The organism is Alteromonas macleodii ATCC 27126 (assembly GCF_000172635.2).
In the GTDB taxonomy this organism is placed as follows: domain Bacteria; phylum Pseudomonadota; class Gammaproteobacteria; order Enterobacterales; family Alteromonadaceae; genus Alteromonas; species Alteromonas macleodii.
Genome location: NC_018632.1, coordinates 4,236,126 through 4,248,037, shown reverse-complemented (window position 1 = coordinate 4,248,037; position 11,912 = coordinate 4,236,126). Strand labels below are relative to the sequence as shown.

8 protein-coding genes are annotated in these 11,912 nt (G+C 46.3%); 5 read left to right on the top strand and 3 right to left on the bottom strand.

Going from position 1 to position 11,912, the window contains the following annotated elements:
• The 3 genes from cydX (at window position 1) to MASE_RS18085 (ending at window position 3,750) form a co-directional block, all read left to right on the top strand.
• The gene (gene cydX / locus MASE_RS19970; RefSeq protein ID WP_014951149.1) at window positions 1–114 is read left to right on the top strand and encodes a cytochrome bd-I oxidase subunit CydX; all 114 of its coding nucleotides are present in this window, start codon (window positions 1–3) and stop codon (window positions 112–114) included.
• A 179-nt stretch (window positions 115–293) separates the two neighbouring features.
• The gene (locus tag MASE_RS18090; RefSeq protein ID WP_014951148.1) at window positions 294–2,171 is read left to right on the top strand and encodes an ATP-binding cassette domain-containing protein; all 1,878 of its coding nucleotides are present in this window, start codon (window positions 294–296) and stop codon (window positions 2,169–2,171) included.
• Window positions 2,161–3,750, top strand: coding sequence for an ATP-binding cassette domain-containing protein (locus MASE_RS18085; RefSeq protein ID WP_014951147.1), 1,590 nt, complete (start codon window positions 2,161–2,163; stop codon window positions 3,748–3,750). Before MASE_RS18090 ends, MASE_RS18085 begins: the two co-directional genes overlap by 11 nt.
• 19 nt (window positions 3,751–3,769) lie before the next feature.
• Here the strand turns inward: MASE_RS18085 and MASE_RS18080 are convergent, their stop codons facing one another.
• From MASE_RS18080 to MASE_RS18070, 3 genes are read right to left on the bottom strand one after another with little or no spacing between them, the layout of a single operon-like run.
• Window positions 3,770–5,338 carry a sugar porter family MFS transporter gene (locus tag MASE_RS18080; RefSeq protein WP_014951146.1) on the bottom strand — a complete coding sequence of 523 codons (1,569 nt, stop codon included), beginning with the start codon at window positions 5,336–5,338 and terminating at the stop codon, window positions 3,770–3,772.
• A gap of 1 nt (window position 5,339) precedes the next feature.
• Complete coding sequence (locus MASE_RS18075; RefSeq protein ID WP_014951145.1) at window positions 5,340–6,341, bottom strand: LacI family DNA-binding transcriptional regulator; 1,002 nt, start codon at window positions 6,339–6,341, stop codon at window positions 5,340–5,342.
• A gap of 18 nt (window positions 6,342–6,359) precedes the next feature.
• Complete coding sequence (locus MASE_RS18070; RefSeq protein WP_014951144.1) at window positions 6,360–7,718, bottom strand: GH1 family beta-glucosidase; 1,359 nt, start codon at window positions 7,716–7,718, stop codon at window positions 6,360–6,362.
• 205 nt (window positions 7,719–7,923) lie between these two features.
• Between MASE_RS18070 and MASE_RS18065 the strand changes: the two genes are divergently transcribed.
• Entirely contained in the window at window positions 7,924–9,186 is a 1,263-nt protein-coding gene (locus MASE_RS18065) for a sugar MFS transporter (RefSeq protein ID WP_014951143.1), read from the top strand.
• A gap of 12 nt (window positions 9,187–9,198) precedes the next feature.
• The gene (locus tag MASE_RS18060) at window positions 9,199–11,751 is read left to right on the top strand and encodes a glycoside hydrolase family 3 protein (RefSeq protein WP_014951142.1); all 2,553 of its coding nucleotides are present in this window, start codon (window positions 9,199–9,201) and stop codon (window positions 11,749–11,751) included.
• Window positions 11,752–11,912: the final 161 nt, after the last annotated feature.

The window sequence follows — 11,912 nt, the reverse complement described above, 5'->3', positions numbered from 1 at the left end:
ATGTGGTATTTCGCTTGGATTTTAGGAGTTTTACTGGCGTGCTCTTTTGGCATTATTAACGCCATGTGGTTGGAGTCGACGGAAAATATGGATAGACCCGAAGACCAAGAGTAGAAGCGGAGGTAGGCTGGCCGCAAGAACACGCCGTAAGCCCGTCCTTGGGGGGCTCTTCAGCAGCGTCCCTGCCGCTGAGGGTTCTTGCAGCCAGCCCACCACCACTTGGAAAAGAATGAAAAAGAAATGCGAGATTTGCTCTCGTTACTAAGTAACGAAAAAGATGAGTCAAAACCACAGTGATCAAAGAAAAAGTTCCCAACCGGCAAACGCTGAACGCGTGGTCCAATAAGATAGATAAGGCGCAGTCGCTTGGCTTGCGCACTTCGCTTATGGCGCAAGTAGTGGTTAAGTGTTTGTCGCTTTTTTCTTTGATTATTGGGTTCTATTATTTTTCTCATATTGCTCATGACTGGGTAGTAAACCAGTCTCCTGCAACAGCGAGTGATGTCACAGGACTTGCCGTTTCTCTGGGGCTTAGCTGGCTGCTACAAGGCGCATTCAATGCCTTATCTAGTAGTGCAAAAATGCAGGTGTTAAACAAGCTCGAACAGCACCTACAACACGTATTCATTGAGCGTCAACATGCGCTTATTCGACAGCACTCAGTTTACTATTGGCAAACGTTGTGGCTACAGCACTTACAGGCTTTTGCTGACTGGGCACTTGAATATCGAGTGCAGCAAATGATTGCAGTTGTTGTCCCCTTGTTTGCTTTAGCCGTTATCTTTTATGTGAACCCCGTTATAGGGATTGGCCTATTACTAACATTGCCGGTAGTGCCGCTTTTTATGATCATTGTGGGCAAGGGAGCCGCAGCCCTACATCGAAAGCACTTTATCGCCCTTGAACGTTTGGGAAGTTTATTTACTGATAGGTTAGCCGCGCTGCCGATGCTGGCAAATTTTCAGGCGCATCAAAAACAAACAGCCCTGCTTAAAGATGCCAGTAAAAACTTGAATGCGCGTACTATGAAAGTAGTGAGCGTAGCCTTTTTGTCCAACAGCGTGCTCGACTTCTTCGCAACACTCGCGGTTGCACTTACGGCAGTATTTATTGGTTTTTCACTGTTAGGTGAATTGAGTATTGGGCCAGAAATAACGCTCCAGCAAGGCTTATGGATATTGCTGACCGTACCTTTGCTGCTAAGTGAAATGAAAAAGTTGGGGCAGGTATACCATCAGAAGGCGCAAGCAGAAGCAGCCAAAGCTGAACTCGCGCCGTTATTCTCGTGCTTCACGCAATATCTTGATAGTAGTGCAGTGAATCCGGTTAACTCTGTCACATCCCACTATCATTTTTCAGAACCCGGTGTATTGCTAACGGCTAACAATCTTAAGGTCTACGACATTAATACCGGGCAAACTCACTCGCAAAGCTCCAACGCTACAACGGATGTTGATGAGCCGTCTGTGCTTTTGCACGCTGAATCTCTAGAAGTATCAAAGGGCGATAAAATACTCATTAGCGGGCGCTCTGGTTCAGGTAAAACACTATTATTAGAAGCCTTAGGCGGTCAAAGACCTAGCACACATACATTCAGTGAACCGGTAATTTGGATAACCCAGCACCCCGTGATCACGGCAGGTACCGTGCGTGAAAATTTGTGTTTAAACGACAGCTTTACAGACGACGCGCTTATGAAAGCGCTAGAAGCAGTAGAACTTGACTTGTGGCTGTCGTTATTGCCTTTGGGGCTTGATACGGTAATGACGGATTATCCACTGCTTTCAGGTGGAGAAGCGCAAAGGCTGTCGCTTGCGAGAGCGCTGTTGCGCAAAGACAATATATGGTTGCTCGATGAACCCACGGCCCATTTGCCAGATTCCCAGCATGCAAGATTGGCACAGTTAATTGAACGTTTGGGTAGAGACAAAACACTGATTTGGGCTTCTCACAAAGCACTCCCTGCAAACTGGTTTAACCGCTTTTGGACGGTATCGCGAAGCACGCCCGAACAAGACGCCATTTTCAACTCAAAGTCAAAATCAGAGGCAGGGCTTAAAAGCAAAATAGGCGCATTACAAGACGAGCACCTACAAGGCTGTAGCAGTGTGACGGCAACGAGCTTTAAGGCGAATGCCAATCAAAAGGAGTGTGGCCTTGATGAAAAGTAAACCGGCTTATCTCACGGTACTGCTTGCTCTTTTACACGGTGTGGCAGGAATAACCATTCTTGTTATTTCTTCGTGGTTTATCGCTATCAGCGCTATTGCACCTGTAGGTTTTAATTACGTTATTCCCGCGGTGGTTATTCGCGCGCTAGCACTACTTCGCATTGCTTCGGGATATGCCAGTATGTGGGTGGGTCATAACGATTTGCTTACCCGTATCGCAGAGGGGCGCTTGCTTGTATTCAGTCAACTTGAAAACAGTAAAATTACCGACAAAGCATTCACAACAGAAGCATTAGCCCAGCATACCGAAACGCTTGCCAGTCGGTGGATTGCTTGGATAGCTCCGCTTTCTAACATCACATTTATATTCACTAACCTTTGCATTGTTGCAGTATGGTTTGACCTTCCCGGCACCTCGTTTTTACTTACACTTTTTGTTATTTGGCTCTTCATCGTTGTGCTGCAAGGCTTTAGTGGTTTAAACGTTGCGAAAAAAGCGACAAAGGAAAATAAAGTGTTTCGCCATGAGTCAGCCGACTTTCTTAACTGCAGCGCTATATGGCACTTAAATAAAGCAATGAACAACATGCCAAAGGAAGAGGGTGGGCATGCGATCAATAGCATGCCGAGTGCTGACAGGGTGTGGCGACAACAAACTACGCAGAAAGACAAAGCTTTACGCGCGAGCTGGTGGTTTCAAGGCGCGGCATTTTTTGCGGTAGTGTTAGTTATGTCGGGCGCAGTTAGTCCAATATCTGACTTTTCGTATATGCCTATTGCTATTGTTGTGCCCATGATATTGATGGCTGCGCCTGATTGGGCTGGTGCAGCTTTTCACAGCATTACCAAGTTTGCACAGCACAAACAAAGCGCGAAAGCCCTTAAGAAGCTCAAAACCTCACCCATTAAAGTACTTGAACGCACCGAACTGCACCATTCACTTACGTTATCTGGCTATACTGCCAAAAATAGACGCTTACCTTTGGTCAATGCTACATTCCCAGCCACTGGCATCGTATGTATATCCGGGCCGTCAGGCTGTGGTAAGTCATCTTTGCTTCAGTCAATTGCGGGGGTTGTGCCTTCTACTGGACTTAAAGAAGTGGATGGCATGCGTATAGCCGATGGCTTAATTAAAAACTGGCGCTATGTGGAACAAGAGCCAATAGTGCTTTCTGGCAGTGTCTCTTCAAATTTAGACCCTGCCGGAATGGGTATTCCCCTTGATGACATGACTAACCTGTTAGCTCAATTAGGGCTAGAGGCACTGTTGCCGTTGTCTATGTGGGTTGGCAAGGCGGGTAGGACGCTCTCTGGGGGAGAGCGTAAGCGACTAGCCTTAGCGCGCGCTATTTTATCTCACGCAAAAGTGTTGCTTGTTGATGAACCCTTCGAGGGCTTGGATGTGACTACTCAGCATAAAGTGTGTGAGGTATTAAATCGCTACGCTGCCAACCATCTCATCCTAGTTGCTTCTCACGTTACGCCAAGCGCGTTAAATGTATCATCAACACTACTATTAGAAGAGGCGAGAATGAATAACCTTTGTGCAGGTCAGCATGCTATCAGGTTGCCTTAATATACAGGATTGACCTCAGCTAAGCGGATCGCTCAAATTCTTCCGTGATTTCTTCCAACGTTCTTCCCTTTGTTTCTGGGAAGAACTTAGCAACTAAGATCAGGCTGACTAAGGCAAACACGCCGTAAATTGCAAACGTGGCCGCGGCTCCCAAGTTGGCCAACTCCCAAGGGAAAACAACTTGAACTAGAAAACTGGTGAGTGAATTCACCATGCCAACTAATGAAATAGCCAAAGCGCGGGTTTGATTCGGAAAAATTTCAGCAAGCATTGCCCACATCACTGGGCCAAGAGACATCGCGAACGAAGCAACAAACGCAATAATGCCAAACAACACTAAAGGTGCATTCATATTAATACTGCTAGTTAGCAATGGTTGCTGATACGCATCGTATTCGTCGCTGGTAAGTGTGGTCTTTAGCGTGCGCTTAAACTCAACGTCTGAATAGTAAATATCGTTGGTTAGTGGAGTTAGCTTTATTGCCACACTCGGCGCATCTTGCTGTATTTCGTTTATGGCCGTTTGCTGTACTTGATATGTCGCCTGTTTAAAGCCATAGGTACAAATAGACATGCTGATCACTACGCCAGTTAAGCCAATCAGCAGCAGCGGTTTTCTTCCCCATTTATCAATAGTTAGCATAGCAACCACGGTAAATGCTACGTTAACCAAGCCAATCCATACAGCCTGCATAAATGCCGCATTGGTACCTACACCGCTTTGTTCAAAAATCGTGGGCGCGTAAAAAAAGATAACGTTAATGCCGGTAATTTGCTGAGCAATGGCAATAATAATGCCCACCATTAACGGAAATCGCATGGCCTTCGCCTTTAGAAAGCCTAGGCGTTCACGAAAAGGCCACGACTTTTCTTTAAGTGAAGACGCTATATCTTCAACAAGAGCGCTGGCTTGGGCTTTGTCGAATAAGCGGTTTATAACCTGTTCGGCTTCCTCGTGTTGGCCTTTTAGTACCAGCCACCTGGGGCTACGCGGAATAGTAAACAGTAAACCAAACCATAGTGCTGCGGGGATAACCTCCAAGCCCAGCATGTAGCGCCACAAATGCGTATCTATACTCCATTCAGTAACCCAACCTGCACCGCTATTGCTGAGCTGCAACAGGTAATAGTTGGTGAAATAGGATAGGGCGAAGCCAAATACAATGTTTAGCTGGTTCACCGACACCATTTTGCCTCGGTTTTCTGGGGCGCTTATTTCCGAAATATACAGCGGGGCAATGATCAGCGAACAAAACGCAATGCCGCCAATAAAGCGAGAAAGCACTAATAGTTCGAAATTAGGGGCTAAGGCTGAGCCGACAGAAGAAAGCAGGTAAAGGAAAGCGACAAGAATGAGTGCTTTGCGCCTGCCAATAGCGTCGCTAACGCCGCCGGCAAATAGCATGGCTATTAGCGCGCCTAGTGTCGGTGAGCTTACGACGAAGCCTTGCTGCCAATCGCTTAGGTTAAATTCGGCATCGATAAAGCCATTGGCTCCTGCTATTACACTGGCATCGAAGCCAAAAATAAACCCTCCAAGAGAGACAATGAGTGTGTAATACAGCGACGGAGACAGGGCTTTATTCATTTTATAGTTTGCCTAATGTGTCCCTATTTACTACTTCGGGTTCAAATAAGTGCTCAATAGGAATAGGGCTTTTTATGTCATAAACATGTTGTAGCACCCAATAAGCAGCCATTTCTCCCATAGCGTGAATAGGGTTATTAATTGTAGTGAGTTTCGGATAAAGGTAGCGCGAAAACAGTACGTTATCGAAGCCAATGATAGAAAGCTGGGACGGTATATCAAATCCCGCTTCTCTTGCGGCGGTCATTGCACCAGAGGCCATTTCGTCGTTCGCGCATACCAATGCGGTAAAGTCAGAGAATGTTTTCTGAAGATGCTGCATGCCTTCTTGGCCTGATGACTCGTGGAAGTCACCTTCAAAGACACTGTTTTCACTAAAGGTAACCCCTGCTTCTTGAAGGGCTCTTTTGTGACCTGCCAGACGATCGCTCGCATCCTTTTTAAATAGCGGCCCGCTAATGTACGCAATCTTTTTGTGGCCTGCATCAATAGCAGCTTTCGTTGCCATGTAGCCGCCTCTTTCGTTGTCCACAACAAAGCAGTTCTCGTCGAGAGCGTCCACTTTTCGGTTTATCACAACAACGGGGATCTTACTGTCTACTAGTGTTTTTAAGTAGTCATCGGAGACGGCTTCAGCGTGAAGAATCAAGGCATCGCAACGGCGGCTTTTTAGAAACTCAATAGCTTCGTGCTCGCGCTTTTCATCCACATGACCGGCGGTAATAATAACGTGCTTACCGTTTTGTTTAAGTACATGTTCTACCGTACTCATCAAGTCGCCAAAGTAAGAGCCGTGCAGTTCTGATACGAGCAAACCGACGCTGTTAGTGCGGTTTGACGCAAGAGATTGAGCGATGGCATTGGGTTGATATCCCAACGATGCCATAGCATCCTCTACTTTTTTGCGGGTGCGCTCGCTTACCTTCGCGTTGCCATTCATAACGCGAGAAACGGTAGCTAACGAAACACCTGCGGCCTCTGATACTTGGTAAATTGTTGCCATACGGTTTGGTACTTGTCCTTATTTGATACCGCTAATGTACCCATTTATCCGGCTCTTAACCAGTTTTGAATAAGCCAAAGCGCTTTGTTTTGGCGTACGTTTTTGGGTTGCGTAGTCGACATAAACTATGCCGAAACGCTTTGAATAGCCCAGTGCCCACTCAAAGTTGTCCATTAGGCTCCATGCAAAATATCCGCGTATGTCTACGCCTTTTTCTATTGCTTCATTTACCGCATTTAAATGGGTGTGGAAGTAGGCGGTACGCCCATTGTCCAACACTTCCCCATCTATGAGCTCATCATCCATTGCTGCTCCGTTTTCAGTGATATAGATAGGCGGTAAGTCGTAGCGTTGGTGCAAATCAACAAGCAGCTCGGTAAAGGCATCAGGAGTGATTTCCCAGCCCATTGCGGTTAATTCGGTTGTGGCTGGAGGCACAATTTCAAACCAACCATTGCCATCACTTTGATACACAGTGCGGGTGTAATAATTAATGCCTAAGTAATCGATTGGTTGGCAAATAATAGCCATATCACCTTCCGCAATGTCTGGCTTAACGTCGGGAGCGAGCTTATCGATAATGTCTGGATATTTGCCTTCAATAATAGGCTTTAGATACCATTGATTGTGGTAATCATCGGCGAGTTTGGCGGCGTGTATGTCTTCGGGTGAATCACTTTTTGTATGGCAATTGCTAAAGTTAAGTACGATACCGTTTTGGCTTTTTGGGCAAACTCGGTTAAGCACCTTCAACGCTAAACCGTGAGCAAGCAATAAGTGATGCGCTGCCTTTCGACCATTTGCCATGCCTGTCTTTCCAGGTGCATGAATGCCTGCCTCATAACCCAAATAGGCTGAACAAAATGGCTCATTTAATGTCGCGTAGGAGTGGACTTTTTCGCCCAACGCGTTTGCTACGGCTTCAGCATATTTTTCGAATGCATAGGCTGTATTGCGATTAAGCCAGCCACCGTTGTCTTCAAGGTGTTGCGGTAAATCCCAGTGATAAAGCGTCACGAACACTTTCATGCCGCGCTTGATAACTTCATTGACTAAGTTTACGTAAAAGCGCATGCCCACTTCGTTTACGCTACCGTCCTGTTTCATCACTCGTGGCCACGAGATAGACAGTCTATAAGCATCAACACCAAGAGAATCAATTAGCTCTACATCTTGTTTCCACAAATCTATGTGGTTACAGGCAATGTCACCGTTAGTGGCATCAGTAATGGCATTTTTCTTTTCGCAGAACGTGTCCCAAATACAATCTAATCTTCCTTTTCTGTCTCCCTCTATTTGGAAACTTGATGTAGCCACACCAAACAAAAAGTCTTTCGACAACATCATTGAATTGGATGGAAGGTTAATTTCTTGCATCGTGGGTATGTCCTGACTATAACAATTTTTTCATATTAACCCTGCACTAGACAGGGCAAATAACATCATATTTACATTGAATTCGATTACGCTTCGTGTAATCATCTCTTCAATGTAAGCGCTTACAAAATTATTTAAAGTTATATGTAAGCGCTTTCAAATGTAAATTTATCATTAAATAGAAAAATAGCAACAGAGGTTATTCGTGGACACACCAGTGCAGCCTAATATTTCAAGCGCCCAAGAGGCAGAGGCAAACGGTGGATACCGTTTTGCGCTTATCTCACTCACCACGCTGTTCTTCATGTGGGGTTTTATTACCTGTTTGAATGACATCCTTATTCCTTACTTAAAAGGTGCATTCAACCTTAGCTTCACACAAGCAATGCTGATTCAGTTTTGCTTTTTTAGTGCCTATTTCATTGTGTCACTGCCTGCAGGCATGGTGGTGTCGCGCATTGGTTACCAGAAAGGTATTGTACTTGGGCTCGCTATAGCCTGCGTGGGGTGCTTGCTGTTCTTCCCCGCTGCATCAAGTCAAATATACGGTATTTTTCTGTTAGCTCTTTTTGTATTAGCGTCTGGTATAACCGTACTTCAGGTGTCTGCCAACCCTTATGTAACGGCACTCGGCGACCCTAAAACTGCCTCGTCACGACTCACCATGACCCAAGCATTTAACGCTTTTGGTACAACCGTGGCTCCATTCTTCGGTTCTTATCTTATCTACGGCGCTACAGGAGAGCACGGAGGCGGTACGCCAAGCGCTTCAGACGTGCAAGTGCCTTACTTAATTCTTGCTGCATCACTGCTTCTTCTGGCTCTTATTTTCATGTATTTAAAGCTGCCGAAGCTAAATCACACCAGCACAAGCACTGGAGTATTTAAAGGAGGTGCATGGCATCACAAGCACCTTGTTTTAGGCGCTGTCGGCATTTTTATGTATGTCGGCGCGGAAGTGGCTATTGGCAGCATGCTAGTGAATTATCTAGCGAGTCCGGCGGTTGGCGGATTAAGTGAGGCAGGGGCGGCCAAGCTGCTTGCTTACTACTGGGGAGGCGCGATGGTAGGGCGCTTTATCGGTGCTATGGTCATGCAAAAAATCTCGGGTGGCTACGTGCTGGCGTTCAACGCTTGTGTGGCTATTGCGCTTATTTTGCTATCACTTTCAAGCACAGGAGACATAGCGCTGTGGAGCATTTTGGGAGTAGGTTTGTTTAACTCAATCATGTTCCCTACCATTTTTAGTCTTGCACTTCACCAGCTAGGAAAAGACACCCCACAAGGTTCAGGCATTCTTTGTTTAGCCATAGTTGGCGGTGCCATTATTCCACTGCTTCAAGGCATGCTTGCAGACACCGTCGGCGTTACGCTGTCATTTTTACTACCCGCTTCTTGCTACCTTTACATTGCCTACTATGGGCTTGTAGGAAGTCGCGTATCTCACATTAATACCACTGAAAAGTAACGAGGATAAATAATGCGAAAAAGTATAATCGCGAAAGTTGTTACCGGTGCATTGGTTGGCGTTTTAGTTAGTGCATGTTCAGCTGAAAAAAATACGTCTTCAGTCGATGACGTTGAGCCACAGCCAAACAAAGCGGGCGAGGTATGGCCTAAACTAGATATTGAAGTTAAAACAAACGCTACTGTCGAAACTAAGGTAGAAGAAATTCTGTCTACCATGACTATCGAGCAAAAAATTGCGCAGATGATCCAGCCTGAAATTCGCAATATCACGGTAGAAGATATGCGCAAATATGGATTTGGTTCTTATCTTAACGGCGGTGGTGCATTCCCTAATAACGACAAGCACGCCACACCAGAAGACTGGGTAGCACTTGCAGAAAAGCTTTATCAGGCTTCCATCGATGACAGTTTGGACGGCTCGACAATTCCTACAATGTGGGGGACAGACGCTGTTCACGGTCATAACAATGTTATAGGCGCAACCTTGTTTCCTCACAACATTGGATTAGGCGCGGCGAATAACCCTGAACTGGTGGAGAAGATTGCGCACATTACAGCTAAAGAGGTCATGGCGACAGGTATCGATTGGGTATTTGCGCCTACCGTTGCTGTGGTACGTGACGATCGCTGGGGCAGAACCTACGAGAGCTATTCTGAAGACCCAGCCATTGTTAGAGAGTATGCTGCTTCTGTGGTTAAAGGTCTTCAAGGGGCAGCTGACAAAGACTTCTTAAGCGACCAGCGTGTAATTAGTACGGTAAAGCACTTTGTAGGTGACGGCGGTACGGTTGGCGGTGATGACCAAGGTGACAATGTTGCCAGCGAACAAGCGTTATTTGATATTCACGCCCAAGGCTATGTGGGCGGATTAACGGCGGGCGCGCAGTCTGTTATGGCGTCGTTCAATAGCTGGAATGGCGAGAAGCTTCACGGTCATAAATACTTACTAACCGACGTACTTAAAGAGCAAATGGGCTTTGACGGGTTTGTAGTCGGTGACTGGAACGGTCATGGGCAAGTTAAAGGTTGCAACAACGAAGATTGTGCACAGGCCATCAATGCAGGCTTGGATATTTTTATGGTGCCAAACGATTGGAAGGTGCTGTATGACAACACTCTTGCTCAAGTAAACGATGGCATCATTCCTATGTCGCGTATTGATGATGCGGTACGCCGAATTCTTCGAGTGAAAGTACGCGCTGGACTTTTCGAAAAGCCAAGCCCGGCAAACCGCCCGTTATCTGGCGACCGTTCGCTTATTGGTAAGGCAGAGCATAGAGAAGTGGCGGCGCAAGCGGTGCGCGAGTCTCTGGTACTGCTGAAAAATAAAAATAAAACCCTCCCGATTTCTGCAAGCAAACGCATATTGGTAGCGGGCGATGGTGCGGATAACATCGGCAAGCAATCAGGTGGTTGGAGTATTACGTGGCAAGGCACAAATAATACCAACGATGACTTCCCTGGCGGCAGCTCTATTTATGACGGTATTAAAGCACATGTAGAAAATGCAGGTGGTAACGTACAGCTATCGGTTGACGGTAGCTTTGAAACTAAACCTGATGTCGCCATAGTGGTGTTCGGTGAAGAGCCTTATGCAGAAGGTCATGGCGATAGAGAAACCTTAATTTATCAACACGGTAGCAAGACGGATCTAGCGTTGCTCGAAAACTTGAAATCTCAGGGAATTCCCGTGGTGTCGGTGTTTATCAGCGGCCGTCCGATGTGGGTTAACGCAGAGCTAAATGCATCTGATGCATTTGTTGCAGCTTGGCTTCCTGGCTCTGAAGGTGCAGCGGTGGCAGACGTTTTGTTTGGTGAGCAGGACTTTAAAGGCAAGCTGTCTTTCTCGTGGCCGTCAGAGCCTCAGCAGATCGTTAACAAGGGCGATGAAACCTATGAACCTTTGCTGCCTTATGGCTTCGGCTTAACGTACAGCGATGACAACGTTCTAAGCGATACGCTAAATACTGAAATTAGAGTCAGTACTGACAGCAACAAGCCGATGGAAATTCTAAAGGGCTCGGTTGAGGCACCTTGGGTATTATGGCTTTACTCTGGTGATGATTCTCTGGCAGTAAACGCTAGCACGCATACTGTTGGAGCTATTACTTATCGTACGGTTGATAAGGAAGTGCAGGAAGATGCGCGTAAAATCACTTTCGATGGCACTGAGTTCGCCGCTATGCGTTTTGCAAGCAAGAGCTTTTTCCGTGAAGATTTAAGTGCGCAATTACTTACGCATGGTGCCCTAAGCTTTAACGTTAGTCGTCACTCAGACATAAATGCACCTGTAACGGTAGGCATGAACTGTGAAGGCGAGGGAGACGCAGCGGGCAGCTGTTCAACTCAAATTGATATTAGCGAGCAGCTAAAGGCAATGCCAGCTGACACATGGACAAACATAAGTATTGACCTACAGTGCTTTGTTAATGAAGGTATCGATTTTACCGGCCTTGTTGTGCCGTTTGAGCTGGGAAGTTCAGGGAAGGCTAGCTTGAGTGTGGCAGATATTCAGTTTACCCCTGAGGCTGACAAATCGGCGAGTATAAGTTGCCAAAACTAAACAGTAAGTAGCTCTCAACGCTACTAGAAAAAACAACGCCGCCAACCTCAAAAACTGGCGGCTTTTTTTTGTTTGCACCGACCTTGAGCCTTCCGTTTATCGATCTATTATGCAGTTCATCCCGTAGCCAACCTGTAATATAAACAACAATCGTTGGTGAG